We start from the raw sequence: 24,533 nt of genomic DNA, 5'->3' as shown, positions 1-24,533 counted from the left end.
CCTCCGGCCCCTCTCCCGCATGCGGGAGAGGGGAGCTCACCGGCGGTCATTGCCAACGTGCCGCCAAGCCGACCTGACGCATCCATGCTTCCCGCTTCCATCGACCAGACCCTCGCCCTGCTCGAAGCCCAGCAGTATTTCGCCGACCGCGAGACGGCGACCGTGCTCTACCTGGCCCTGCGCATGCAGCGCCCGCTGTTCCTGGAGGGCGAGCCCGGCGTCGGCAAGACCGCGCTGGCCCAGGCCATTGCCGCCACGCTCGGCACGCGCCTGCTGCGGCTGCAGTGCTACGAAGGCCTCGATGCCTCCAGTGCCCTGTACGAGTGGGACTACCCGCGCCAGATCATGGCGCTGCGGCTGGCCGAGGCACGCGGCGAGCGGCCCGAGGCGCAGTCGCTCTATCACGACGACTTCCTGCTCAAGCGCCCGCTGCTGGAGGCGTTGCTGCCCGATCCCGCGGCGCCGGGTGTGCCGCGCGTGCTGCTGATCGACGAGATCGACCGCGCCGACGAGCCGTTCGAGGCCTTCCTGCTCGAAGTGCTGTCCGAATACCAGGTGTCGATCCCCGAGATCGGCACCCTCCGCGCCGAGCGGCCACCGCTGATCCTGGTCACCTCGAACCGCACGCGCGAGGTGCACGACGCGCTCAAGCGCCGCTGCCTGTACCAGTGGATGGGCTACCCGTCGCGCGAGCGCGAACTGCAGATCGTGGCGGCGCGCGCGCCCGAGGCCGCCACCGCGCTGCAGCACCGGGTGGTCAGCGTGATCCACCGGCTGCGCACCCTCGACCTGTACAAGGCGCCGGGCATCGCCGAGGCCATCGACTGGGCCCGTGCGCTAGCCGCGCTCGGCACCACCGAGCTCGACCCGCAGTCGGTGCGCGATACGCTCGGCGTGCTGCTGAAGTACCAGGACGACCTGGCGCGCGTGGACGGCCCCACCATCGCCGAACTGCTGGCCGCGCCCGAGCCGGCCCGCTGACGCCATGGCACGCCCGCATGCCGCCCCCGGCCAGCGCCACGGTCCGCCGATGCTGGCGCGCAACGTCACCCATTTCATGCGCCTGCTGCGCGAGGCTGGCTTCCCGCTGTCGCCCGCGCACGCCGCCGACGCCCTGCAGGCGCTGCAACTGGTCGACATCGGCAGGCGCGACGAGGTACGCGCCGCGCTGGCGGCGCTGGTGCTATCGGGGCCGGACCAGCGTCCGCTGTTCGATGCCGCCTTCGACCTGTTCTGGCGCGACCCCGACTGGGAAGGCAAGTTGCGCGCGTTGCTGCTGCCGCGCGTCGACGCGGGCGCGCCGCCGCCGCGACGCAGCAACCGCCTGGCCGACGCGCTGGCGGCGCAGGTGCCGCCCGGCCTGCGCGCCCCGCCGGAGCCCGGACAGGCCGAGCGCTTCAGCGCGCCGCTCACCTTCTCCGATCAGGAACGCCTGGCCCAGCGCGACTTCGAGACCCTGAGCGCCGAAGAGTGGCGTGCCCTGCGCCACCTGGTGCGGGCGCGCCGCACCCGCCTCGCCATGCAGCACACCCGCCGCCTGCGCACCGCGGCCAGCGGCTGCCGGGCCGACGTGCGCGCCAGCGCGCGCCTGGCGGTGCGCCAGCAGGGCGAATGGATGCGCTGGAAGTTCCGCCGCCGCGTGGAGCGCCGCCCGCCGCTGGTGCTGCTGCTCGACATCTCGGGCTCGATGAGCCAGTACTCGCGCGCGGTGCTCTACTTCTGCCACGCCCTGATGCAGTCGCGCGAGCGCCTCTCGGTCTTCCTGTTCGGCACGCGCCTGACCAATATCACGCGCTCCCTGCGCGAACGCGATCCGGACGAGGCGGTCGAGGCCATCTCCAGCCACGTGCGCGACTGGGCCGGCGGCACCCGCATCGGTGCCGCGCTGGCCAGCTTCAACCGCGAATGGGCGCGCCGCGTACTGGCCGGCCGCGCCACCGTGCTGCTGGTCACGGACGGCCTCGACCACGAGCACATCGACCTGCTCGACAGCGAGATGGCGCGCCTGCGCCGCTTCGCCCACCGCATCATCTGGCTCAACCCGCTGCTGCGCTTCGCCGGCTTCACGCCGCGCGCGCGCGGGGTGCAGGCCATCCTGCCCCACGTCGACGCGCTGCGCTCCGCCCACAACCTGGACAGCCTGTTCGCGCTCGAGGCGCTGCTCACCGACGATGCCGGCCGCGCGGCCGTCCCGCACCCACCTGCCGCGCACGCGGCGCCGACGCACCAGGAGGAACCCCGACCATGGAAATGAACCAGACCCAGCGCCTGCCGGTGCCCAAGCAGGTGGCCTGGGAAGCACTGAACGACACCGCCCTGCTCAAGCAGTGCATCCCGGGCTGCGAGAGCATCGAACCCGATGGCGACAACGCCTACCTGTTGGCGCTGACCGCGGCGATCGGCCCGGTCAAGGCACGCTTCAAGGGCCGCATGGCCCTGCAGGACATCCAGGCGCCCGACAGTTACACTATCCAGTTCGACGGACAGGGCGGCGCGGCCGGCTTCGGCAAGGGCTCCGCCCACGTCAGGCTCGATGCCGAAGGCGAGGAAACGCTGCTGAGCTATACGGTCAACGCGCAGGTGGGCGGCAAGATCGCGCAGATCGGCTCGCGCCTGGTCGATGCCGCCGCGCGCAAGATGGCCGACAGTTTCTTCACCCGCTTCACCGAAGCGCTCGGCGGCGGCGCGCAGGAAGCCGCCGCGCAGGAAGGCGAAGGCAGCGGCCAGGACAAGAACCAGGACGGCAGCCAGGACAGCAGCCAGGGCGGCGGACAGTCAGACGAACCCAAGCGGAAACGATCATGGACAGCGTGGATCTCGAAGTCCTGAAGAGCAGCGTGCGCTGGATGGCCGAGGGCCACCGCGCGCTGCTGGTGACGGTGGTCAGAACCTGGGGCTCCTCGCCCCGCCCCGAAGGCGCCATGCTGGCCGTGCGCGACGACGGCCTGGTGGTCGGCTCCGTCTCCGGCGGCTGCATCGAGGACGACATCATCGACCGCGTGCGCCGCGAAGGCATTCCCGCCAGCGACCGCGCCCGCCCGGAGGCCGTCAAGTACGGCATCAGCGCCGAGGAGGCCCACCGCTTCGGCCTGCCCTGCGGCGGCACCATCGAACTCGTCTGCGAGCCCCTCGCCCCCGCACGCGCCGACGCCAGCGCCCTGCCCGCCCTGCTGCACGCGGTCGAGAACGGCCGCCTGGTGGCGCGCAGCCTCGACATGGCCAGCGGCGACGCGGCCCTCGGCCCGGCCCTGGCCACCGACGGCCTCGCCTTCGACGGCAAGACCCTGCTGACCATCCACGGGCCGCGCTACCGCATGCTCGTCATCGGCGCCGGGCAGCTCTCCAAGTACCTGTGCCAGATCGCCGTCGGCCTCGGCTTCCAGGTCACCGTGTGCGACCCGCGCGAAGAGTACACCGAGACCTGGGACATCCCCGGCATCACGATGGTGCGCACCATGCCCGACGACACCGTCACCGAGATGCAGCTCGATGAACGCTGCGCGGTGATCGCCCTGACCCACGATCCCAAGCTCGACGACCTCGCCCTGATGGAGGCGCTGCGCACCCCGGCCTTCTACGTCGGCGCGCTCGGCTCACGCCGCAACAACCAGGCGCGCCGCGAACGGCTCAAGGAGTTCGACCTCAGCGAGCTCCAGCTCGCCCGCCTGCACGGCCCGGTCGGCATCTACATCGGCAGCCGCACGCCGCCCGAGATCGCCATCTCGATCCTGGCCGAGGTGGTCGCCGCCAAGAACCACGTCTCCCTGCCCGACATCCTGCAGGTCGAGGGCGCCAAGGCCGCGCGCGAGCTGGCGGCCGGTGCCGCCAGTACCTGCGGCACGGCGCCATGAACGGCGCGCCGGACGGCACCGACCTGCCCACCGGCATCCTGCTGGCGGCCGGCTTCGGCCGGCGCTTCGATCCCGCCGGCGCGCGCGACAAGCTGCTGGAAACGCTGCCCGGCGGCCGCACCACGGTCGCCTGGCGCAGCGCGCGCACGCTGGCGGTGGCCTTGCCGGGTGCGCTCGCCGTGGTGCGCCCGGGCAGCGAGGCGCTGGCGCAGGAGCTGCGCCGCGCCGGCTGCCGCGTGCTGGAAGCGCCCGAGGCGCGGGCCGGCATGGGCGCCGCGCTGCGCGCCGCCGTGGCGGCGACCCCGCAGGCGCGCGGCTGGGTAGTGGCACTGGCCGACATGCCCTGGCTCAGCCTCGAACTGGTGCGCGCGGTCGCGCTGTCCATCACCACGCCGGACACCATCGCCGCGCCGTGGCGCGACGGCCGGCGCGGACACCCGGTCGGCTTCGGCCCCCATTGGCGCGAGGCCCTGCTGCAACTCGACGGCGACGAAGGCGCGCGCGCGCTGCTCAAGACCCAGCCGGTGACGCGCATCCTGACCGAGGACGACGGCGCCTTCCGCGACGTGGATACGCCCGCCGACCTGCGCTGAGCGCACGCAGCCACGCGCCCTGGCGGCGGTCCGCGCCCACCCGGTCAGCCGCAGTCGGACTCGGCCAACGTGCGCAGGAACTCCCCGCTCCACCAGTGCACGTCCTGCGCGCGGATGCGCTCGAGCAGCTTGCCGTGGCGCGCCTGGCGCTCGGCCAGCGGCATGTGCAGCGCCTGCTGGACCGCCTGCGCGGTGGCGCGCGTGTCGTAGGGATTGACCAGCAGCGCTTCTTTCATCTGTTCGGCGGCACCGGCGAAGCGCGACAGCACCAGCACGCCGGGATCGGCCGGGTCCTGCGCGGCCACGTACTCCTTGGCCACCAGGTTCATGCCGTCGCGCAGCGGCGTGACCAGGGCCACGCGGCTGGCGCGGCACAGGCCCGGCAGGCGCCGGCGCGAAGTGGTGCGATGGATGTAGCGCACCGGCATCCAGTCCAGTTCTCCATAGCGGCCGTTGATGGCACCGGTAATGCCCTCCATTTCGCGACGCAGGTCCGCATAGGCGTCCACGCTCTCGCGCGAGGGCGCGGCGATCTGCACCAGCGTAGCGCTCATGCGATTCTCCGGATACTCCGCCAGCAGGATCTGGAAGGCCTTGAGCCGCTGCGGCAGGCCTTTCGAGTAGTCGAGCCGGTCGATCCCCAGCAGCAGCCGCCGGCGCGCATACTGCGCCATCATCATCTCGTAGGTTTCGCGCGCTTCCGGGCCGCGGCCGAGCTCGGCGAACTCGTCGACATCGATGCCGATGGGGAAGGCCTGCGCACGCACGGTACGGTGGAAGGCCCGGTAGCGATGCTCGCCCATCGGCTCGGCGCGGGCCTCGGACTGGACGTAGCGTCCGAAGTGCTCGAGGTCGGCATGGCTCTGGAAGCCGACCAGGTCGTAGGCGAACAGCGCCCGCATCAGCCACTCGTGCTGCGGAATGGCAGCCAGGATCAAGGGCGGCGGCAGCGGTATGTGCAGGAAGAAGCCGATGCGCTGGCTGCAGCCGATCGCGCGCAGCTCGGCCGCCAGCGGGATCAGGTGGTAGTCGTGGATCCAGATCTCGTCGTCGGGCTCCAGCAGCGGCGCCAGCTTGCGCGCGAACAGCTGGTTCACGCGCCGGTAGATGTTCAGGTTCTGGCCGGCGTCGAAGTCCGCGAGGTCCAGCCGATAGTGGAACACCGGCCACAACACGCCGTTGCTGTAGCCCAGGTAGTAGCCGTCATGATCCTCCCGGCACAGGTCCACCGTGGCCAGCGTGACATTGCCGGCCTGCTGCTGGTGCAGTTCGCCCTCGCCGGGCGTGCCGCCCTGCGCGGTCTCCACCACCTTGCCGCTCCAGCCGAACCAGAGCCCGCCCGTCACCTTCAGCGCCTCGCCCAGCGCGACGGCCAGGCCGCCGGCCGACGCGTTGCGCGGATCGGCGACGCGGTTCGATACCGCCACCAGTCTACCCATCGTCTTCCTTGTCGTCGTTCACTCCAGTCGCCGAGCGTGCCCGCGCGAGGCCGCCATGGCAGCCTCGCGCGGGCTCAGATCACCGAGTCCCACGGCGCCGACAGGCGCACGGCGCCGTTGATCAGGCCGACCATCGAATAGGTCTGCGGAAAGTTCCCCCACATCTCGCCGCTGACCGGATGCGTGTCTTCCGACAGCAGTCCGAGTGGATTGCGCGCCGCCAGCATGGCTTCGAAAATCTCGCGCGCCTGCTCGCGCCGGCCGATGCGCGCCAGCGCGTCGATACGCCAGAATGTGCAGATGTTGAAGGCGGTCTCGGGCTTGCCGAAGTCGTCGGGAGCCTCGTAGCGACGCATGAAGGGTCCGTCGCACAGCGACCTCTCGAGCGCGTCCACGGTGGCGACGAAGCGCGGGTCGAGCGGGTCGATGAAGCCCACCTCGATCATCAGCAGCGCGCTGGCATCGAGATCGCGCCCGCCGAAGCTCTCGGCGAAGGCCTGGCGCGATTCGCTCCACGCTTCGGCCAGGATGCGCGCGCGCATGCGCTCGGCGTGCTCGCGCCAGTAGGCCGCGCGCGTGGGCAGCTGCAGCTTGTCACCGATCTTGGCGAGACGGTCGCAGGCCGCCCAGCTCATCAATGCCGACGAGGTATGCACGCGGGCGCGCGTGCGCAGCTCCCACATGCCGGCATCGGGCGTGCCGAACACGCGCACCGCCTGTTCGCCCACCTGCTCGAGGATGTGGTACTCGGTGGGGCCGCCACGGTGCAGCAGGCGGTGGTCATGGAAGGCCTGCGCCGCGCCGAGCACCACATTGCCGTAGACATCGTGCTGGAAATGCTCCTGCGCCTGGTTGCCGACCCGCACCGGCCCCATGCCGCGATAGCCCGGCAGGTAGTCCAGCACGGCCTCGGGCAATTCGCGCTCCAGGCCGATGCCGTAGAGCGGCTGGATATGGCCGTCACGCGACTGCATCACCACATTGGACAGCCAGCGCAGATAGTCTTCCATGGTGCCGACCTCGGACAGGCTGTTGAGCGCGCGGATCACGAAGAAGGCGTCGCGCAGCCAGCAGAAGCGGTAGTCCCAGGTGCGGCCGCTGTGCGGTGCCTCGGGAATGCTGGTGGTCATGGCGGCCACGATCGCGCCGGTTTCCTCGAACAGCGACAGCTTGAGCGTGATGGCCGCGCGGATCACCGCGTCCTGCCATTCGCGCGGCACCGCCAGCCGGCGCGACCATATCTTCCAGTAGGCAACGGTTTCCTGCTCGAAGTCGCGTGCGGTCTGCTCCACGCCGCCGGCCAGGGTCTCGTCCGGCCCGAGGATGAAGTCGCAGCTCCGGGTCAGCAGGAAAGGCGTTCCTGACATCACATAGGTCAGCGGCGCATCGGTAGTCATGCGCAGCGTCATGTTCTCGCCGATGAAGCGCACATGGCTGCTGCCGCGCGTGACCTGCGGCACCGTGCGGCCCCATTCGAAGCGCGGCGCCACCACCACGCGCACGCGCGGCGCACCCCGCACGGGACGGATGCGCCGCACCAGGGTGATGGGGCGGAAGTAGCGCCCCATGCGGAAGAAGCGCGGTGCGAAATCGGTCACTTCCACGCAATTGCCGTGGGTATCCGTCAGGCGCGTGTGCAGCACGGCGGTGTTCGGCTCGTACCACTGGCGCGAGCGGTGGAAATTCTCCAGCTCGACGGAGAAATGACCGCCGTTCTCGCTGGGATCGAGCAGGGCATTGAAGACCGGGTCGCCGTCGAAGCGCGGCAGGCAGCACCAGACGATGCGGGCGCGCGCATCGACCAGCGCCGAGAACGAACAGTTGCCGATCATGCCGAGCGCGAGCGAGGACGGCGCATGCGGCCCGGCATCCGGCTGGGCAGAGGGATCGGCAGCCGCGGCAGCTGCGGTGGGCGCTTGGGTCACAGGGATGCCTCCTTCAGGTGAACGCGGTCCGGAACGGTCCCCCGCGCGGCGCGGCCAGCGCCGCGGCGGATCGGTGCAGCCAGCAGCGCAGCGCCGCCGGGCCCGGCACGCTGACGCCGGCGGCGCTGGGGCGCTCGCCCACCAGCACGCCAAGGCCTCCCAGCGCATGCACGGCGACGAAGCCCGCTTCGTCGGTCACGTCGTCGCCGGCGAACAGCGGCCGGCGCGAAGCGAACGGTTCGGCACGCATGAAGGCGGCAATGGCGCTGCCCTTGTCGATGCCCGCCGGCTTGACTTCCATCACCATCTTGCCCGGCAGGATCTCCAGGCCGTGCAGCCCGCGCACCGCCTCGGCCAAGGCCGCGCGCACCAGGGCCTCGAGCTGCGGCGCGGCGCGGTAGTGCACGGCCAGCGCGGCCGATTTCGGCTCCAGCAACAGCTCGGGATAGGCCCGCGCCAGCGGCGCCAGGCGCTCCCACAGCAGCGCCAGCGCCGGCGGCGCGGCCACTGCTGCGGCCTCGCCATCGTGGCGGTACTCGGCACCGTGCACGCCGGCGGCGGGCAGGCGCAGCGGGTGCAGGAAAGCGTCCAGCTCGGCGATCGGGCGTCCCGAGACAATGGCCAGGGCGCCATCCAGCGCCTCGTGCAAGCGCCGCAGCGTGCCGAGCAGTTCCGGCTCGACGCGCACCAGGTCGGGGCGCGGCGCCAGGTCGGCCAGCGTGCCGTCGAAGTCGAGGAACAGCGCGGTATCCGGTTCGATCAGAGGAAGCGAAGGCATCGTTGCACACCCTAGCATGCGGTTCCGGCGATCGTCCACCCGGCGCTGTCCTACACGGCCGGCGCCGGCGACATGGCGTCGGCGCCGCATCGGCCGCCGCTTCGCCCCACCCTGCCATCCATTATCATTAGCGCTTTCCGCATTTTCCAGCCACACGGCCGCGCTTGCGCCGGCCGCCGCTACTGACCCGCCCGCCGGCGCCGACGATGACCCGCAAACCCGACTACCTGAAGAAGATCCTGACCGCCAAGGTGTACGACGTGGCGCAGGAGACCGACCTGACCTACGCCCACCAGCTCTCGGCCCGCACCGGCAATGCCGTGTGGTTCAAGCGCGAGGACACCCAGCCGGTGTTCTCCTTCAAGCTGCGCGGCGCGTACAACAAGATGGCCTCGCTGACGGCCGAGGAACTCAAGCGCGGCGTGATCGCTGCGTCGGCGGGCAACCACGCGCAGGGCGTGGCACTGTCGGCAGCGCGCCTGCAGTGCCGCGCCATCATCGCCATGCCGGTCACCACGCCCCAGGTCAAGATCGATGCGGTGCGCGAGCGCGGCGGCAAGTGGGTGGAAATCGTGCTGCACGGCGAGTCCTACAGCGACGCCTACCTGCACGCCGCCGAGCTGGAGAAGAAGCACAAGCTGACCTTCATCCATCCCTTCGACGATCCCGAGGTGATCGCCGGCCAGGGCACCATCGCCATGGAGATCCTGCGCCAGCACCCGGCGCCGATCCACGCCATCTTCGTCGCCATCGGCGGCGGCGGCCTGATCTCCGGCATCGCCGCCTACGTCAAGGCGGTACGCCCCGACATCAAGGTCATCGGCGTGCAGACGGTGGACTCGGACGCCATGAAGCGCTCGGTCGACGCCGGCAAGCGCGTCGAGCTCAAGGACGTCGGCCTGTTCTCGGACGGCACCGCGGTCAAGCTGGTCGGCAAGGAGACCTTCCGCATCACGCGCGAACTGGTCGACGACATCATCCTGGTGGACACCGACGCCATCTGCGCCGGCCTGAAGGACGTGTTCCAGGACACCCGCAGCATCCTCGAGCCGGCCGGCGCGCTGGCGGTCGCCGGCCTGAAGGCCTACGCCGAGCGCGAGAAGCTCAAGGGCGAGACACTGGTGGCCATCGCCTGCGGCGCCAACATGAACTTCGACCGCCTGCGCTTCGTCGCCGAGCGCGCCGAGGTCGGCGAGGCGCGCGAGGCGGTGTTCGCGGTCACCATCCCGGAAGAGCGCGGCAGCTTCAAGCGCTTCTGCGAGCTGGTGGGCACGCGCAGCGTGACCGAGTTCAACTATCGCATCGCGGACAACGACGTGGCGCACATCTTCGTCGGCGTGCAGATCAGCAGCCGCGCGGAGAGCGACAAGATCGCCGCCAACTTCCGCCGCCACGGCTTTGCCACCCTGGACCTGTCCAACGACGAGCTGGCCAAGCAGCACATCCGCTACATGGTGGGCGGCCATTCGCCGCTGGCGCAGGACGAGCTGCTGTACCGCTTCGAGTTCCCCGAGCGTCCCGGCGCGCTGATGAAGTTCCTGACCAGCATGAGCCCGAACTGGAACATCAGCCTGTTCCACTACCGCAACCAGGGCGGCGACACCTCGAATATCCTGGTGGGCATCCAGGTGCCGAAGAGCGACAAGCGCGCCTTCCGCGCCTTCCTGTCCACGCTGGGCTACACGCACACCGACGAGACCGACAATCCCGTCTACAAGCTGTTCCTGGCCTGAGCATTTCGCCCGCGTTCCGCCCGCGTTCTGCCCGGATCCCGGCACAACCCCAGGCTGTTCCCGCCCGCGCGGGAACGGCCAGCGAGGCAAACCATGAGCCTTCCCGAACATTCCCCGCTGGGCAAGCCCTCGGCCTACAAGACCGAGTACGACCCCACCCTGCTCTTCCCCATCCCGCGCCAGCCCAAGCGCACCGAGATCGGCCTGCCCGAAGGCAAGCGGCCGCCCTTCTTCGGCGTCGACATCTGGAACGCCTACGAGCTGTCCTGGCTCAATATGAAGGGCAAGCCGCAGGTCGCCCTGGCCAGCTTCATCATCCCGGCCGAGTCGCCGAATATCGTCGAGTCGAAGTCGTTCAAGCTCTACCTGAACTCGTTCAACCAGAGCAAGATCGCTTCGCCCGAGGCCCTGCAGCAGCTGCTGCACCACGACCTGTCGGAAGCCGCCGGCGCCACCGTGCAGGTCCGGCTCGCCGCCGAAGGGGACTTCGCGCGCCAGCAGATGGGCGAGCTGGACGGCCTGCTGCTGGACCGCCTCGACATCGAGACCGACGTCTACGAGCCCGCGCCGCATCTGCTGCGCGCGGACCAGGAAGCGCCGCCGGTGGAAGAGACGCTGGTCTCGCACCTGCTCAAGTCGAACTGCCTGGTGACCGGCCAGCCCGACTGGGGCAGCGTGCAGATCCGCTACGTGGGCGCGCCGATCGACCAGGAAGGCCTGCTCAAGTACCTGATCTCGTTCCGCAACCACAACGAATTCCACGAGCAGTGCGTGGAACGCATCTTCATGGACGTGCTGCGGCAGTGCAAGCCGGTCAAGCTCGCCGTCTACGCCCGCTACACGCGGCGCGGCGGGCTCGACATCAACCCCTTCCGCACCAACTACAACACGCCCTGGCCGGACAACCGGCGCAACGCGCGCCAGTAGTCCACGGGACGGCACGGCCGCTGCCGCGGCCGGTCCGCCCGAACGCCCGAACGCCTTACAGCCCGCGCCAGTCGCCGGCCTGCTCGAAGGCATGCGCGGCCTGGTAGATCGTGGCTTCGCCCCAGTGCCGGCCCACCAGCATCAGGCCCACCGGCAGGCCATCGTCGAGACCGCAGGGCAGGCTCATGGCCGGATGGCCGGTGGCGTCGAAGGGCGCCGTGTTGGCCACCATCTCGAAGCCGCGCTGGATCACCTCGGCCAGCGGCGCGTCCGGCGCCGGGATCGGCTTGGCGGTGATCGGCAGGGTCGGCATCAGCAGCAGGTCGAAGCGCTCCAGCTCCGCGTCGTAGGCCAGCCGCAGCTGGCGCGCCAGGTTCTGCGCCTTGGCATAGAAACGCCCGCCGTACTGGCGCAGGTAGAACTCGCCGACGAACATCGACAGCTTCAGCGTGGGCGAGAGCCGGTCGGCATGCTCGCGCCAGCGCGCATGGCGCGCCATCAGCGCGGTGTCGTACAAGCCCTTCCAGTTGAAACCCATGCCGTCGCCGTGCATCATCTGCGCCTGCAGGCCTTCGAGGGCGATCGGCGTCCAGATGGCGACGCCGTCGGCATGCATCGGAATGCTGACCTCCTCCACCTCGGCGCCGAGCTGCGCCAGGCGCCGCGCCGCCGCCCGCACCTTGGCATCGACCCCGGGTTCGCTGTTGGCGTGGCCGAAGCCCTCGCGCACCACGCCGATGCGCAGTCCCGCCACGCCCTTGCCCAGCGCCTCGGTATAGCGCGCCACGCGCGGCGCGTACTGGCGCGGGTCGAGCCCGTCCGGGCCGGCGATCACCTCCAGCAGCAGCGCGTTGTCGGCCACCGTGCGCGTCATCGGCCCGGTGTGGTCGATGGTGGATTCGATCGGCATGATGCCCGTATAAGGCACCAGCCCGTGCGTGGGCTTCATGCCGTAGCAGCCGGAGAAGGCAGCCGGGATGCGGATGGAACCGCCCTGGTCGCCGCCGATCGCCATGTCGACCTCGCCCGAGCCCACCAGCGCGCCGCAGCCCGAGGACGAGCCGCCGGCGATGTAGCCATGGCGGTGCGGGTTGTGCACCGGGCCGGTGGCATTGGTGTGGCTGCCGCCCGACAGGCAGAAGTACTCGCAGTGCGCCTTGCCGGCGATGGTGCCGCCGGCATCGAGGATGCGCGTCACCACGGTGGCGTCCATGGACGGCACATGGCCCTCCAGCGTCGAGGCGCCATTCATCATCGGCACCCCGGCCAGGCTGATGTTGTCCTTCAGGACCACCGCGCGCCCCGCCAGCGGCCCGGCCGGCGCGCCCTTCACCTCGGTCTTCACGTACCAGGCATTGAGCGGGTTCTCCTGCGGCGGCGGCGCGTATCCCGCGTCGCGCGGATAGCGCGGCGCGGGAACGAAGTCCGGCAGCGCTTCGAGGCGGTCGTACGCCTGCATGCTGCCTTCCATCAGCGCCAGGTAGTCGGCGCATTCGGCCTCGCTCATCGTCATGTGCAGGCTGGCGGTGAGTTCGCGCATCTGGGCGAGGGTCGGTCGCTTCACGGTCATGGGGGCTCCTTGGAAGGGGGGGACAGAACGGCAGGAAAAGGGACGGCCGGAAAGGGACGGCCGGCGGGGGCCTGGGCTGCGCCATGCGATCGCCCTGCACCGCCGCGACAGCGAGCATATTATTTTCCCTGGAAATATTTTCCAAGGAAAATAATTGGATCCTAGGGGAAACCACGAGCACGCCAGGAACACCCGACAAGCACGCCCCGGGGCGCCGGCCCCCTTGTCGCCGGCCGTTGACGGCCGGCCACGGCCATGCTGGCCGGTATCGTCAGAGGCGCTCAGTCACCTGGAAGAAATGGCCATCGGCCTCGGCCAGGAAGACCGGCTGCTGCACGCGCGCGTTGCCCTGCCAGGACAGTCCGCGCACGCTGCGGAAGGCGAGCGGCGCCCGCCGTCCCGCCGCGCGGCCCGGCGCTGCCAGCAGCGCGGCCAGGAAATGCACGCCGTCGTAGGCCGACTGGGCCAGCGCGTTCAGCACCGGCGCGCGCTCGCCGTAGCGGCCGTGATAGCGCTCCTTGAAGGCCATGTTGGCATCGTGGCCCAGCGTGGCGAAGTAGCCGGCGCAGGCGAACAGCCCCGCGGTACTGTCGGCGCCGATGGCGAGCAGGGCATTCTCCTCGATCGCGCAGGACAGGCGCCGTATGCGGCGCGCCAGGCCGCGCGCGGCGAACTCGCGGTTGAAGTCGATGGCATCCTGGCCGACCAGCGACAGCAGCACGGCATCGGGACGCAGTCGTTCGATCTCGTCGAGCACCGCGCGGTAGCTTCCACAGGCCGGACGGGTGTAGCGGTCGGCCAGCAGTTGCGCGCCCAGCGCCTGCAGGGCGGCCCCGGCGAAGCGGTGCGAGGCACGCGGCCACACGCAGTCATGCCCGACGAAGACCCAGCGGCGCGCGCCGTAGCGCAGGCACAGGGTGCGCAGCGCGGGCAGCAACTGCAGTTCCGGCGTCTCGCCGATGGCATACACGCCGGGCGCGCGTTCCCCGCCCTCGTAAAGCGGCGTGTAGACGAAGGGGACGCGTCCGCGCGTGGCGGCGCTGACCCGGCCGCGCACCGCGCTGGTGTGCATGCCCACCACCGCGTCGAGGGCGCCCTCGTCGATCAGCGCGCCCAGCTGCTGCGGAATATCGCGGCATTCGTCGGCGGCGTTGAACACGTGCAGGCGCAGCTCGCGGCCGCCGACGCCGCCGGCGCGGTTCAGTTCCTCGGCGGCGAGCTGGGCACAGGCGCGCGCCGACGGTCCCCAGATACCGGTGGCTCCACGCACCGGCACCAGCAAGGCCACTTCCAGCCGGCCCGCATGGCGCGTGCGGGGCGGCGGCGGCGGCCCGACCAGGCAGGTGGCACAGGGATCGTCCACGGGCTCGTCGCCGGTGTCGGCCGGCTTCGCGGGCAGCGGCTTCCATTGCATCGCGTCGTCTCCTTGCGCGCCCGGGAACACGCCGTGGGCCTGGGGCGGAATATTTTCCTGGGAAAGTTTTCCCCTATACTAGCGCAATGTCCCGCACCACTCCGCCCCCGGCCGCCTTCGACGGCTACCTCACCCAGCATCTCGCCCGTGCCCACGCCGCCGTGCAGGCGCGGCTCGAAGCCGCGCTGGCCGCGGAAGGCGTGCAGGTCGAACACTGGAAAGTGCTGCGCGTGCTGGCGGATGCGCACGGCCATGCGATGGGGGAAGTCGCGCAGTCGCTGCTGATGCACCCGCCCACGCTGACCAAGCTGGTCGACAAGATGATCGCCCAGGGACTGGCGATGCGCAGTCCCGACAGCGCAGACAACCGCCGCGTGCTGCTCTACGCCACCGACCAGGGACTGGAGTTGTCGGCGCGGCTGGATGCCCTCGTACAGGCGCACGAAGACAGCCTGGTGCACCGCCTCGGCGCGGCCAAGGCGCGCCAGTTGCGGACCCTGCTCAGCACGCTGGACGAGACGCGCGGCCCGGCCCCGGGCTGATCGCGCGCGCCGGCGCGGCGCTCAGAATTCGCTGTGGAAGCGTACGCCGTAGAACCTGGCGGGACCGCGCGCGGCGTTGTAGCCGGGATTGCGGATGTACTGGAAGTCCGGGCTGATGCTCAGGTACTTGAAGGCCTGGAAGCTGTAGAACACTTCGAACACCTGTTCCGGCGCATAGTCGAGCGCGCCGTCGCCCAGGAAGGCGCCCTGCCCGCCCGCGGCCAGGTAGGCGCGATGGTTCGGCCCCAGCATATTGATCGCCACCGCCATGCCGAGGTTGTCGCGCGGCCGGCCCCAGGCCGTGCCGGCCAGCATGCCGCCCACCGCCACCTGGCGGCCGATCTCCGTGAAGGCGTAGGTCTCGGTCTTGTCGTCCGACATATTGGCGCGCAGGAACACGCCGAGCGAGTCATTGACCTTCTGCATCAGCGATACGCCGATGCCGAGCTTGGCGTGCTCCTCGCGCACGTTGGCGACGTCGGGCGTGGTGCCGGTGGCCTGTCCGTAGCCGAGGGCATCGCTGAAGGAGCCCATGCGCGCCTGGTTGCGCCACAGCAGCAGGCGCGCCACGCCGGGCTGCCCGGCCAGGCGGTAGCGGCGCTCGAATTCCAGGATATCGCCGTAGTGCTTGAACAGGCGCGTATCCAGCGGCAGCCCGTTCGATTCGCGCGGCTGCAGGAAATGGCCGAAGCGCACCGACCAATCGTCGCCGACATACTCCAGCGCGAACCCCCAGTCGTAGCCGCGCGCGTCGGCGGGATAGTCGAAGGAGCCGTGCGCCATGAAGGACCAGTTCATGAACTGGGTGCGCGGGTCGGAACCGTAGTCGTTCTGGTCGAACACATCGAGCACGCCGAAGTTACCGGCGGTCAGCACCAGGCGGCGCTTGTCGACCGAACCGGCAAACTGGTTGAAGTCGGCCTCCTGCTCCTCGCTGCCGCCACCCAGCCCCCAGGTCTGGCGCAGGAAGGCGCGCGCACGGTAGATGGTCGGGTTGGTGCTCGATACCTTGGCCAGTTCGCCGTTGGTGGGGCCGCCTACGCCGTGCAGGTCGGAGAAAGGCACGCCCTGCGTGACCTCGGGATTGAAGTGGAACTCGGCCCCGTTCCACAGCCTGGCGCCGAAATCCAGCGTGGTGCTGAACGAGTAGCTCTTGGCCCGCTGCGACATCAGGCTGTTCGGTCCCGAATAGGCCGCATCGAAGGCCGGCTGGCGCTGCCAGATATAGGTGGCCTGGCCGTGGAAGGCGAAGCGGTCTTCCAGGATCTCCAGCGGCGTACGCTGCGCCGGCGGCGCGACGGCGGCATCCGGTGCGGCAGCCGCGGGCGGCGCGTCCTGTGCCGTGCTCTGCGCCCATGCCGGCGCGGCGGCCAGCGAGCAGGCGGCGCTCAACAGCAGGCAAGGCAGGGGACGCAGCGCCCCGTTGGCGAGTCGGCGGAACAGCATGGAATGGCGGCAGGAGGGGCAGGGAGCGGGCTTGCACGGGTCCGCTCGGTTATTGGGCGCACGAAGCATAGCCAAGCCTGCATGACATGTCCACCTTGTATTGCTGCATTGCAACAAACGCCACCCCGAGCGGGCTTTTCCAGTCATCCTGGCCCAGGTCCGCAGCACCTGGCGATCGTTCTTGAATTAATTAACCCAACAATTAATATGAAACGATCGACAGGAGGGCGCCATGGCCGCACCACCTCTCACCGCACCCCTTTGCGCCGGTCGCCGCCGGCCGGGGCGGCCGAGCCGGCCCGGCCCTTCCGGCGACGCCGGCCCGGACCAGCGCTCCCACCTGCTCGATACGGCCACCTCGCTGTTCGCCGAGCGCGGCGTCGCCGCCACGCCGATCCGGGCCATCGCGACCGCTGCCGGCGTCACGCCGGCCCTGGTTCACTACTATTTCCGAGAGCGCGGCCAATTGCTCGATGCCGTGGTCGACGAACGCCTGCATCCCCTGGTCGACCAGGTCTTTTCCCCGATCGATGCCGTGCTGGCCGACGGCAGCACGGCCAAGGCCGGCGATAGCGCCGCCGACCTCGCGGCCCTGCTGTGCGGCATCGCCGAGCGCCTGATCCGCGCCGCGGCCGCGACGCCATGGTTTCCCGGATTGTGGATCCGCGAGATCGCCGGCGTCGACGGCCAACTGCGTGAACGGATGCTGCAGCGTTTCGCGCTGCCGCGCGCAGGGCGGCTGATCGTGCTGCTGCGCTCAGCCCAGTCGCGCGGCGCGCTCGCCCCCGGGCTGGAGCCGCCCCTGCTGATCGTTTCGCTGATCGGGCTGACGCTGCTGCCGCTCGCTACCGCGCACATCTGGCGACAGTTGCCCGGCGCCGCCGCGCTCGACAGCGAGGCCCTGGTACGCCACGTCAGCACGCTGCTGGCGCATGCCCTCGCGCCAGCACGGCCCTGGCCACCCGCCAACGCCTGAGCCCGCCATCCGGAGCCGCCATGCCGAACCGCCTGCGCACCCTGCCCTGCCGCCCGCGCCTGCCGCGTGCCTCTCCTGCCCGCACCTGGCTGGTCCTGGCGGCCGCGGCCTCGGCCCTGGGCGGCTGCGGCAAGCCGGCACCGACTGCCTGGCAGGGCTATGTCGAAGGCGAGTTCGTCAATGTGGCCTCGCCGTTCGCCGGCCGGCTCGACCAGCTGTCGGTGGCGCGCGGCCAGCAGGTCGTGGCGGGAGCGCCGCTGTTCGCGCTGGAGAACGACGACGAGCGCGCCGCGCGCGACCAGGCCGCCGCCGCCCTGCAGGCGGCCCAGGCCCAGCTGGCGGACCTGGCGACCGGCAAGCGCCGGCCGGAGGTCGACGTCAACCGCGCCCAGCTCGCCCAGGCGCGTGCCCAGGCGCAGCGCAGCGCCACCCAGTACGCGCGCGACCAGGTCCAGTTCGCCGCCGGCGGCATCGCCCGGGCCCAGCTCGATGACAGCCGCGCCGGCGCCGCGGCCGATGCGGCCCGCGTGCGCGAGCTGGAGCGCAGCGTCGCGGTGGCCCGCCTGCCGGGACGCGAAGCCCAGCGCGAGGCGCAGGCACGCCAGGTGGAAGCGCTGCGCGCGGCGCTGGCCCAGGCGGAATGGAAGCTGTCGCGCAAGCGCGTCGCCGCCGCGCAGGATGGACTGGTCTACGACACCGTGTTCCGCCTCGGCGAGTGGGTCCCGGCCGGCAGCCCGGTGGTGCGCATGCTGCCGCCGGGCAACGTCAAGGTGCGCTTCTTCGTGCCCGAGGCCGAGGTGGGCGCGCTGCGCAATGGCGAAGCGGTCACGATGCATTGCGACGGCTGCGCCCGACCGCTGCAGGTGCGCATCAGCTACATCGCCAACGAGGCCGAGTACACCCCGCCGGTGATCTACAGCAACGAGACACGGCGCAAGCTGGTCTTCCTCGTCGAAGCCCATCCCGCGCTCGCCGACGCGGCGGCCCTGCACCCGGGGCAGCCGGTGGAGGTCTTCCGTCCATGAGCCCGACCGACGCACCGGACCACGCCGCGCCCGCCATCGACGTGCGCGGCCTGAGCAAGCGCTACGGCAACCGCCTGGTGGTGGACGGCCTGACCATGCAGGTCGGACACGGCGAGATCTTCGGCTTCCTCGGCCCCAACGGCAGCGGCAAGACGACCTCGATCCGCATGATGTGCGGCCTGCTGACTCCTGACGGCGGCGCGGGCAGCTGCCTGGGTTTCGACATCCTGCGCGAGAGCGCGGAGATCAAGCGCCGTGTCGGCTACATGACGCAGCGGTTCTCTTACTGGGACGACCTGTCGATCCGCGAGAACCTGGACTTCGTCGCCCGCGTCTACGGCATGCCGCGCCGGCGCGAGGCGGTCGAGCGTGCGCTCGAGGATCTCGGCCTGGCGGCGCGCGCCGGCCAGCTCGCGGGCGCACTGTCCGGCGGCTGGAAGCAGCGCCTGGCGCTGGCCGCCTGCCTGCTGCACGAACCGCGCCTGCTGCTGCTCGACGAGCCCACCGCCGGGGTCGACCCCAAGGCGCGGCGCGACTTCTGGGAACAGCTCCACCAGCTCGCCGCGCGCGGCATCTCGGTGCTGGTCAGCACCCATTACATGGACGAGGCCGAGCGCTGCCACAAGCTGGCCTACATCGCCTACGGCAAGCTGCTGGCACAGGGCACCGCGGCCGAGGTGGTGGCCGGCCAGCGGCTCAGCACCTGGTCGGTGCTGGGCGACGACCTCGCCGCGCTGTCGCAGCAGTTGCAGGGCGCCCCCGGCGTGGAGCAGACCGTGGTGTTCGGCAACGCGCTGCACGTCACCGGCCGCGATGCCGACACGCTGGCGGCCACGCTCGCGCGCGTGGCCGGGCCCCGGCACCGCGTCGAAGCCACCGAGACCAGCCTGGAGGATGTCTTCATCCATATGATGAGCCGCTCCGAGGACAATATGCGGGCGCCGGCCAGCGCGCCGGCTCCGGCGCATGGCGGAGCGCGGCCATGAACGGCACCGCGCCCCGTCCCGGCTTCTCGCTGCAGCGCTGGTGGAGCATCGTGCTGAAGGAGTTCCTGCAACTGCGGCGCGACCGCGTCACCTTCGCCATGATCGTCGGCATCCCCATCATGCAGTTGCTTCTGTTCGGTTTCGCCATCAACAACGACCCGCGCCACCTGACCACGGCGGTGATCGCCGCCGACCAGAGCGAGTTCACCCGCTCCTTCATCGCCGGGCTGCAGAATTCCAGCTACTTCCGCGTGGCGGGCACGCTGCCCGGCGAGCAGGCGGGGCGCGAAGCGTTGATGAAGGGGGAGGTCCAGTTCGTGGTCAGCATTCCGGCCGACTTCACGCGGCGCCTGCTGCGCGGCGAGCGCCCCGCCCTGCTGGTGGAAGCGGACGCCACCGACCCGTCGGCCACCAGCGCAGCCATCGCCGCGCTCACCCAGCTGCCCTACAACGTGGCCGGCAAGGACCTGCAAGGCGCGCTGGCGCCGCTGGCCGGCGGCCATCCGCCTTTCGACGTGCAGGTGCAGCGCCTCTACAACCCGGAAGGCATCACCCAGTACAACATCGTCCCCGGCCTGATGGGCGTGATCCTGACCATGACCATGGTGATGATGACCGGGCTGGCGATGACGCGCGAGCGCGAGCGCGGCACCATGGAGAACCTGCTGGCCACCCCGGTGCGGCCGCTGGAAGTGATGACCGGCAAGATCGTGCCCTACATCTTCATCGGCCTGATCCAGGCCACCATCATCCTGCTGGCGGCGCGCTGGGTGTTCCACGTGCCCTTCGTCGGCTCCGTGCTGGCGGTCTACCTGGCCGCGCTGCTGTTCATCGCGGCCAACCTGACGGTGGGCATCACCCTGTCCTCGCTGGCGCAGAACCAGTTGCAGGCGGTTCAACTGACCTTCTTCTACTTCCTGCCCAACATCCTGCTGTCCGGCTTCATGTTCCCCTTCCAGGGCATGCCGGGCTGGGCCCAGGCCATCGGCAACGTCCTGCCGATGACCTACTTCCACCGCCTGATCCGCGGCATCCTGCTGAAGGGCAACGGCTGGCCGGAGCTCTGGCCCAATGTGTGGCCGCTGGCGCTGTTCACCGTGGTGGTGATGGGCATCGCCTTGCGCTTCTACCGGCGCACGCTCGACTAGGAGGCAAGCATGGGTCGACCTGCCGGAGTCAACGCCAGTCCCGCCCCCGTCCTCCGCCTGCGCCACCTGCGCCGGCGGGCGGTGCTCGCCGCCTGCCTGGCACTGGCGGCGGGCTGCACGGTCGGACCGGACTTCCGGCCGCCGCAGCCCCCACTGGACAGCGGCTACACGATGCCGCCTGCGCCGCCCCGGACGGCGCAGGCCGAAGGCAGCCACGGCGGCGCGCAGGTCCTCGACGACGGCGCCGACGTGCCCGAGCGCTGGTGGACCTTGTTCGGCAGTCCCGCGCTGGACCGCACCGTCGAGGCCGCGCTGGCAGCCAATCCGGGCGTCGCCCAGGCCCGCGCGCGCCTGGAGCAGGCCGGCCACGATCTCGCCGCACGCAGCGGGGCGACGCAATGGCCGGCCATCGACGCCAGGCTCAGCAGCACGCGCCAGCAGGTCGATATCAAGAGCCTGGGCATTACCGCTTTTCCCAGCCCCGGACCGTTCACGCTGTACGGGGCCTCGGTGCAGGTGTCCTATGTGCTGGACCTGTTCGGCGCGCAGCGGCGCGAGCTGGAGGGCCTGCGCGCGGCGGTCGACTACCAGCGCTTCGAATGGCAGGCGGCGCGCCTGGCGCTCGCCGCCAACGTGGTCACGGCGGCCATCCGCGAGGCCGGCCTGCGCGCGCAGATTGCCGAACTGCGCGCACAGACGGCCGCGCAACGGCGCAGCCTGGACATCACGCGCGCGCGGCTCGCGGCCGGCGGCGTGGCCGAGGTCGACGTGCGGCGCCAGCAGGGCGTGCTCGACCAGACCGAGGCGCAATTGCCCGGCCTGGCGCGCCAGCTTGCCGCCTGCCGCCACCAGCTGGCTGTCTACCTGGGCCTGGCGCCCGCCGGCACCAGCGACGACGACAGCGCGTCGGACCACAGTAGCGGCGAGGGCGCGGTGCCCGCCTTCGACCTCGACACCCTGCACCTGCCCGCGGCGCTGCCGCTCAGCCTGCCGTCGACACTGGCGCAGCGGCGTCCCGACATCGCCGCCGCCCAGGCCCTGCTGCAGCAGGCCTCGGCCAATATCGGCGTGGCCACCGCCAACCTCTACCCGCAGCTGACCCTGAGCGGCAGCGCCGGCACGCAGGGCCTGTCGGCCGGCGACCTCTTCCGCAGCCTGAACGTGTGGAGCCTGGCGGCCGGCCTGGCCCAACCGGTCTTCCACGGCGGCGAGCTGCTCGAGCGCCGGCGCAGTGCGCAGGCCGCCTACGCGCAATCGCTGGCGGCCTACCGCCAGGTGGTGCTGCAGGGCCTGCTGGAGGTGGCCGACGCGCTGCGCGCGCTGGAGGCCGATGCGCTGGCCCTGCGCGCGCGCGCCGATGCCGCGCAGCGGGCGCGTGAGACGCTGGACATCGTCGCGGCGCAGTACCGGGCCGGCGGCGTCAGCCAGCTCGCGCTGCTCGATGCCGAACGCCAGTACCGCCAGGCCGCGCAGGACCTGGTACAGGCCCAGGCCGCCCGCCTGGCGGACTCGGCGGCGCTGCTGCAGGCGCTGGGCGGAGGCTGGTGGCAGGAGACGGAGAGGGAAACGGAAACGGAAGCGCGAACGGAACCGGCACCCGCCGCTCGCGCCGCACATCCGCGCGCGGGCGCGGACGGCGCCAGCATGGCTCAGCGCGCCAGGTAGTCCCGCAGGCGCCGCACGCCCTCGTCCAGGCGCTCCGTGCCGCAGGCATAGCACCAGCGCACGAATCCCTCGCCTTCGTCGCCAAAGGCGCTGCCGGGCGCCAGGCCGAGGCCGGCCTCGCGCACCAGGCGCTTGCACAGGTCCAAGCTGTCACGCGTGCCGGCCAGGCGGAAGAACACGTACATGGCGCCATCGGGGGCATGGGCGTCCACGCCCGGCAAGGCCGACAGCGCGCCGACCAGATGATCGCGCGCCGCGCGCAGCCGGCCGACCAGGTCGCGCGTGAAGGCCTCGCCCTCGCGCACCGCCACCACGCCGGCTTCCTGCACGAAGGCGGGGGCGCACGAGGTGTTGTACTCGATCAGTTTGCCCAGGTCGCCCTCCATCGCCTCGGGCAGGACCATCCAGCCCAGCCGCCAGCCGGTCATCAGCCAGGCCTTGGAGAAGGAATTGATGCAGATCACGCGCTCGTCGCGCCTGGCGATGTCGAGGAAGGATGGCGCGGCGCCGCCCACGCCGGGTTCGTCGCCGTAGTACAGCCGCTCGTAGACCTCGTCGGCGATGATCCAGATGCCGTGGCGGCGGCAGTGCGCCAGCACCGCCTGCTGTACCGCGCGTGGCATGGTCCAGCCGGTCGGGTTGTTGGGAGAGTTGATCAGCAGCGCGCGCGTGTCCGGCGTCAGCGCGGCCAGCAGACGCTCCAGGTCCAGGGTCCAGCCGTCGGCGCCATAGTCGAGCGATACGGTATGCACCGCGGCGCCGAGGATCTTGGGGATCTCCACCAGGTTGGGCCAAAGCGGCGTGACGGCGACGATGCGGTCGCCGGCGCCGGCCACCAGCTGGGCCGCCAGCATCAGGCCGCTGTCGCCGGAACTGGTCACGGCGACCTGCGCCACGCTGGTGGGTCCGTGCAGCGCGCTGACATACTCGGCCAGCGCGCCGCGCAGCGCGGTGATGCCGAGATTGTGCGTGTAGAAGGTGGCGCCGGCCTCCAGCGCCCGGCTGCCGGCCTCGCGGATGAAGGCTGGCGTGACCTGGTCCGACTCGCCGAACCAGAAGGGCAGCACGTCGGGCCGGCCGATGCCGGCATTGGCGACCTCGCGGATGCGCGAGGCGCGCAGCTGGCGCACGGCCGCGCGTGCCTGCGCGGGAAACTCGGCGGAAGGGGGAACCGCTGGCTGGGACATCGGCAGGTCTCCTGGGCTTGGGGTGCGCAGCAAGCGTACTCCAAAAGCCGCGCCGCGGGCATGCCGCCGGTGCGGAGCGGGGCCCTAGCGGCCGCTGTCGCGTGGCGTGAAGCCGAACTTCGGCTTCAGGCCGAAGCTGCTGCCGCCGTCGGAGTCCGGCCGCAGCGCGTATTGGCTCGAGCTGCTGGCGGCGTCGCGGCCGTCCGTGCGCGCCGCCCTGGCCGGCGGCCGCGAGGCCGACCCGCCTGCGCGCTGGCTTCGCGCCTTCGCCGCCGGGCCGCTTGCCGCGGCCGGCTGCGCGCCCGCGGCGGACGCCAGCGGGACCGCCAGCGATGCCAGCAAGGTGATGTAAAGGATAGGCCTCACGGCGGGATTGCCGGTTGTGTTCCGGACGGATTGCGGGACCCCCATTGTGACAGGTCCGCTGCCACCGCGGCGCCGTTCCGGCGGTGGCTCGCGGTGGCTCGCGGCCGGCTACGCCAGCAGCGCGCGCAGCGCGTGCGCATCCATCGGCGGCAGCGCCAGCCCACCCAGCGCACCGCGCACGCCGGCCAGCAAGGCCGCGTTGTCGGGCGCGACGCTGCCGTCCGGCAATTGCATGTTGTTCTCGAAGCCGATGCGGGCGTGCCCGCCCAGCAGTACCGCTGCCGTGGCACAGGCGGCCTCCTGCGGCCCGAAGGCGCAGACCGCCCACGGCGTGCCCGCCAGCTCCATGCCATGCTCGCGCCAGGCCTGCAGGAAAGGCAGCAGGTCGGCCGGGGTCGAGGTCTGCCCGGCCGCGTAGCGGCCGAGCACGAACAGCACCCAGTGCCGTCCCGGCGGAATCGCGCCGCTGGCCCGCAGCGCGGCGTAGCGACGCACGTCTGCCGCATCGTAGAGGATGTACTGCGCCACCACGCGCTCGCGGTGCATCCAATGGAAGAAGTCGCGCGCCTGCGCCGGGTCGCCCTCCTGCGGCAGCAGCTCGCGCACCGCCACCGAAGCGGCTTCCGGACGCAAGGCGCGGATCGCGGCGATCTGCTGGTCGGGCCGGTAGATGCCGACCGCCTCGGTCGTAAGCTGGATCACCAGCGCCTCGCCCACGGCGCGGCGCACCGCGTCGATGGCCGGCGCATAGTCGGCGGTTTCCAGGCTGTGGGTGCCGTCGGCGCGGCGCACATGCAGGTGGATCATGGCCGCGCCGGCGTCCAGGCAATCCTTGGCGCATTGCGCCAGTTCCGCCGGCGTCATCGGCAGCCGCGGGTGATCGGTGTGGGTCTTGCGCGCGCCGTTGGGCGCGACGGCCAGCGAGAACGGCTGCGCCGTGTTGCCTGCGGGATTCGTCATCG

The 24,533-nt window shown here is 71.1% G+C and carries 22 protein-coding genes; 14 read left to right on the top strand and 8 right to left on the bottom strand.

Features of this window, described 5'->3' with window-relative positions:
* The first annotated feature begins 84 nt into the window (after positions 1-84).
* From BKK80_RS03895 to BKK80_RS03875, 5 genes are read left to right on the top strand one after another with little or no spacing between them, the layout of a single operon-like run.
* On the top strand, positions 85-981 hold the full coding sequence (locus BKK80_RS03895; RefSeq protein ID WP_071010958.1) for an AAA family ATPase: 897 nt from the start codon (positions 85-87) through the stop codon (positions 979-981).
* 4 nt (positions 982-985) lie between these two features.
* On the top strand, positions 986-2,254 hold the full coding sequence (locus BKK80_RS03890; RefSeq protein WP_071010956.1) for a vWA domain-containing protein: 1,269 nt from the start codon (positions 986-988) through the stop codon (positions 2,252-2,254).
* Positions 2,245-2,829: a CoxG family protein gene (locus BKK80_RS03885; protein ID WP_071068611.1), complete on the top strand. Its 585-nt coding sequence runs from the start codon at positions 2,245-2,247 to the stop codon at positions 2,827-2,829. Before BKK80_RS03890 ends, BKK80_RS03885 begins: the two co-directional genes overlap by 10 nt.
* Complete coding sequence (locus BKK80_RS03880; protein WP_071068610.1) at positions 2,802-3,851, top strand: XdhC family protein; 1,050 nt, start codon at positions 2,802-2,804, stop codon at positions 3,849-3,851. The genes BKK80_RS03885 and BKK80_RS03880 overlap by 28 nt, the downstream gene beginning before the upstream one ends.
* Positions 3,848-4,444: a nucleotidyltransferase family protein gene (locus BKK80_RS03875; protein ID WP_071068609.1), complete on the top strand. Its 597-nt coding sequence runs from the start codon at positions 3,848-3,850 to the stop codon at positions 4,442-4,444. Before BKK80_RS03880 ends, BKK80_RS03875 begins: the two co-directional genes overlap by 4 nt.
* 44 nt (positions 4,445-4,488) lie before the next feature.
* On the opposite strand, the gene BKK80_RS03870 is transcribed toward BKK80_RS03875, so the two are convergent.
* The 3 genes from BKK80_RS03870 to otsB form a co-directional block, all read right to left on the bottom strand.
* Positions 4,489-5,883 (bottom strand): alpha,alpha-trehalose-phosphate synthase (UDP-forming), encoded by a 1,395-nt coding sequence (locus BKK80_RS03870; RefSeq protein ID WP_071010952.1) that lies wholly within the window; start codon positions 5,881-5,883, stop codon positions 4,489-4,491.
* A 74-nt stretch (positions 5,884-5,957) separates the two neighbouring features.
* Complete coding sequence (locus tag BKK80_RS03865; RefSeq protein ID WP_156811344.1) at positions 5,958-7,715, bottom strand: glycoside hydrolase family 15 protein; 1,758 nt, start codon at positions 7,713-7,715, stop codon at positions 5,958-5,960.
* A 106-nt stretch (positions 7,716-7,821) separates the two neighbouring features.
* The gene (gene otsB / locus BKK80_RS03860; RefSeq protein WP_071010950.1) at positions 7,822-8,586 is read right to left on the bottom strand and encodes a trehalose-phosphatase; all 765 of its coding nucleotides are present in this window, start codon (positions 8,584-8,586) and stop codon (positions 7,822-7,824) included.
* Positions 8,587-8,792: 206 nt separating this feature from the next.
* Between otsB and ilvA the strand changes: the two genes are divergently transcribed.
* Positions 8,793-10,319 (top strand): threonine ammonia-lyase, biosynthetic, encoded by a 1,527-nt coding sequence (ilvA, locus tag BKK80_RS03855; RefSeq protein ID WP_071010949.1) that lies wholly within the window; start codon positions 8,793-8,795, stop codon positions 10,317-10,319.
* A 93-nt stretch (positions 10,320-10,412) separates the two neighbouring features.
* Positions 10,413-11,246 carry an NADPH-dependent 7-cyano-7-deazaguanine reductase QueF gene (gene queF / locus BKK80_RS03850; protein ID WP_071010948.1) on the top strand — a complete coding sequence of 278 codons (834 nt, stop codon included), beginning with the start codon at positions 10,413-10,415 and terminating at the stop codon, positions 11,244-11,246.
* Between the two features lie 55 nt (positions 11,247-11,301).
* Here queF and BKK80_RS03845 read toward each other — a convergent pair whose 3' ends face one another.
* Together BKK80_RS03845 and BKK80_RS03840 are read right to left on the bottom strand one after the other, a co-directional pair.
* On the bottom strand, positions 11,302-12,816 hold the full coding sequence (locus BKK80_RS03845; protein WP_071068608.1) for an amidase: 1,515 nt from the start codon (positions 12,814-12,816) through the stop codon (positions 11,302-11,304).
* Between the two features lie 271 nt (positions 12,817-13,087).
* Positions 13,088-14,230 carry a substrate-binding domain-containing protein gene (locus tag BKK80_RS03840; protein ID WP_236903716.1) on the bottom strand — a complete coding sequence of 381 codons (1,143 nt, stop codon included), beginning with the start codon at positions 14,228-14,230 and terminating at the stop codon, positions 13,088-13,090.
* Between the two features lie 86 nt (positions 14,231-14,316).
* Here BKK80_RS03840 and BKK80_RS03835 point away from each other — a divergent pair, with 86 nt between their 5' ends.
* Positions 14,317-14,772, top strand: a complete 456-nt coding sequence (locus BKK80_RS03835) for a MarR family winged helix-turn-helix transcriptional regulator (protein WP_071010946.1) — start codon at positions 14,317-14,319, stop codon at positions 14,770-14,772.
* A 21-nt stretch (positions 14,773-14,793) separates the two neighbouring features.
* Here BKK80_RS03835 and BKK80_RS03830 read toward each other — a convergent pair whose 3' ends face one another.
* Positions 14,794-16,218, bottom strand: coding sequence for a carbohydrate porin (locus BKK80_RS03830; RefSeq protein WP_083383931.1), 1,425 nt, complete (start codon positions 16,216-16,218; stop codon positions 14,794-14,796).
* Positions 16,219-16,450: 232 nt separating this feature from the next.
* Here BKK80_RS03830 and BKK80_RS03825 point away from each other — a divergent pair, with 232 nt between their 5' ends.
* The 5 genes from BKK80_RS03825 to BKK80_RS03805 are packed head-to-tail and all read left to right on the top strand — an operon-like array spanning position 16,451 to position 22,018.
* Positions 16,451-17,194, top strand: coding sequence for a TetR/AcrR family transcriptional regulator (locus BKK80_RS03825; protein ID WP_071010945.1), 744 nt, complete (start codon positions 16,451-16,453; stop codon positions 17,192-17,194).
* Between the two features lie 20 nt (positions 17,195-17,214).
* Positions 17,215-18,219, top strand: a complete 1,005-nt coding sequence (locus tag BKK80_RS03820; RefSeq protein WP_084545467.1) for an HlyD family secretion protein — start codon at positions 17,215-17,217, stop codon at positions 18,217-18,219.
* Entirely contained in the window at positions 18,216-19,205 is a 990-nt protein-coding gene (locus BKK80_RS03815; protein WP_071068607.1) for an ABC transporter ATP-binding protein, read from the top strand. Before BKK80_RS03820 ends, BKK80_RS03815 begins: the two co-directional genes overlap by 4 nt.
* Entirely contained in the window at positions 19,202-20,353 is a 1,152-nt protein-coding gene (locus BKK80_RS03810) for an ABC transporter permease (RefSeq protein WP_071010943.1), read from the top strand. Before BKK80_RS03815 ends, BKK80_RS03810 begins: the two co-directional genes overlap by 4 nt.
* A gap of 9 nt (positions 20,354-20,362) precedes the next feature.
* Entirely contained in the window at positions 20,363-22,018 is a 1,656-nt protein-coding gene (locus BKK80_RS03805; RefSeq protein ID WP_071068606.1) for an efflux transporter outer membrane subunit, read from the top strand.
* Here the strand turns inward: BKK80_RS03805 and BKK80_RS03800 are convergent.
* Positions 22,003-23,205: a pyridoxal phosphate-dependent aminotransferase gene (locus BKK80_RS03800; RefSeq protein WP_071010942.1), complete on the bottom strand. Its 1,203-nt coding sequence runs from the start codon at positions 23,203-23,205 to the stop codon at positions 22,003-22,005. The genes BKK80_RS03805 and BKK80_RS03800 overlap by 16 nt on opposite strands.
* Positions 23,206-23,311: 106 nt before the next feature.
* Between BKK80_RS03800 and BKK80_RS03795 the strand changes: the two genes are divergently transcribed.
* Positions 23,312-23,557, top strand: a complete 246-nt coding sequence (locus BKK80_RS03795; protein ID WP_071010941.1) for a hypothetical protein — start codon at positions 23,312-23,314, stop codon at positions 23,555-23,557.
* Positions 23,558-23,679: 122 nt separating this feature from the next.
* Here the strand turns inward: BKK80_RS03795 and BKK80_RS03790 are convergent, their stop codons facing one another.
* On the bottom strand, positions 23,680-24,531 hold the full coding sequence (locus tag BKK80_RS03790) for a beta-keto acid cleavage family enzyme (protein WP_071068605.1): 852 nt from the start codon (positions 24,529-24,531) through the stop codon (positions 23,680-23,682).
* Between the last annotated feature and the right edge of the window lie 2 nt (positions 24,532-24,533).

Origin of the sequence: Cupriavidus malaysiensis, assembly GCF_001854325.1 — a bacterium.
In the GTDB taxonomy this organism is placed as follows: Bacteria; Pseudomonadota; Gammaproteobacteria; order Burkholderiales; family Burkholderiaceae; genus Cupriavidus; species Cupriavidus malaysiensis.
This window is presented reverse-complemented; position numbering and strand designations above follow the sequence as displayed.

Bases quoted from the DNA above. Each gene is read 5' to 3' on its own strand.
- BKK80_RS03895 (WP_071010958.1), top strand. From the start codon at position 85: ATGCTTCCCGCTTCCATCGACCAGACCCTCGCCCTGCTCGAAGCCCAG.
- BKK80_RS03890 (WP_071010956.1), top strand. From the start codon at position 986: ATGGCACGCCCGCATGCCGCCCCCGGCCAGCGCCACGGTCCGCCGATG.
- BKK80_RS03885 (WP_071068611.1), top strand. From the start codon at position 2,245: ATGGAAATGAACCAGACCCAGCGCCTGCCGGTGCCCAAGCAGGTGGCC.
- BKK80_RS03880 (WP_071068610.1), top strand. From the start codon at position 2,802: ATGGACAGCGTGGATCTCGAAGTCCTGAAGAGCAGCGTGCGCTGGATG.
- BKK80_RS03875 (WP_071068609.1), top strand. From the start codon at position 3,848: ATGAACGGCGCGCCGGACGGCACCGACCTGCCCACCGGCATCCTGCTG.
- BKK80_RS03870 (WP_071010952.1), bottom strand. From the start codon at position 5,883: ATGGGTAGACTGGTGGCGGTATCGAACCGCGTCGCCGATCCGCGCAAC.
- BKK80_RS03865 (WP_156811344.1), bottom strand. From the start codon at position 7,715: ATGATCGGCAACTGTTCGTTCTCGGCGCTGGTCGATGCGCGCGCCCGC.
- otsB (WP_071010950.1), bottom strand. From the start codon at position 8,586: ATGCCTTCGCTTCCTCTGATCGAACCGGATACCGCGCTGTTCCTCGAC.
- ilvA (WP_071010949.1), top strand. From the start codon at position 8,793: ATGACCCGCAAACCCGACTACCTGAAGAAGATCCTGACCGCCAAGGTG.
- queF (WP_071010948.1), top strand. From the start codon at position 10,413: ATGAGCCTTCCCGAACATTCCCCGCTGGGCAAGCCCTCGGCCTACAAG.
- BKK80_RS03845 (WP_071068608.1), bottom strand. From the start codon at position 12,816: ATGACCGTGAAGCGACCGACCCTCGCCCAGATGCGCGAACTCACCGCC.
- BKK80_RS03840 (WP_236903716.1), bottom strand. From the start codon at position 14,230: ATGCAATGGAAGCCGCTGCCCGCGAAGCCGGCCGACACCGGCGACGAG.
- BKK80_RS03835 (WP_071010946.1), top strand. From the start codon at position 14,317: ATGTCCCGCACCACTCCGCCCCCGGCCGCCTTCGACGGCTACCTCACC.
- BKK80_RS03830 (WP_083383931.1), bottom strand. From the start codon at position 16,218: ATGCTGTTCCGCCGACTCGCCAACGGGGCGCTGCGTCCCCTGCCTTGC.
- BKK80_RS03825 (WP_071010945.1), top strand. From the start codon at position 16,451: ATGGCCGCACCACCTCTCACCGCACCCCTTTGCGCCGGTCGCCGCCGG.
- BKK80_RS03820 (WP_084545467.1), top strand. From the start codon at position 17,215: ATGCCGAACCGCCTGCGCACCCTGCCCTGCCGCCCGCGCCTGCCGCGT.
- BKK80_RS03815 (WP_071068607.1), top strand. From the start codon at position 18,216: ATGAGCCCGACCGACGCACCGGACCACGCCGCGCCCGCCATCGACGTG.
- BKK80_RS03810 (WP_071010943.1), top strand. From the start codon at position 19,202: ATGAACGGCACCGCGCCCCGTCCCGGCTTCTCGCTGCAGCGCTGGTGG.
- BKK80_RS03805 (WP_071068606.1), top strand. From the start codon at position 20,363: ATGGGTCGACCTGCCGGAGTCAACGCCAGTCCCGCCCCCGTCCTCCGC.
- BKK80_RS03800 (WP_071010942.1), bottom strand. From the start codon at position 23,205: ATGTCCCAGCCAGCGGTTCCCCCTTCCGCCGAGTTTCCCGCGCAGGCA.
- BKK80_RS03790 (WP_071068605.1), bottom strand. From the start codon at position 24,531: ATGACGAATCCCGCAGGCAACACGGCGCAGCCGTTCTCGCTGGCCGTC.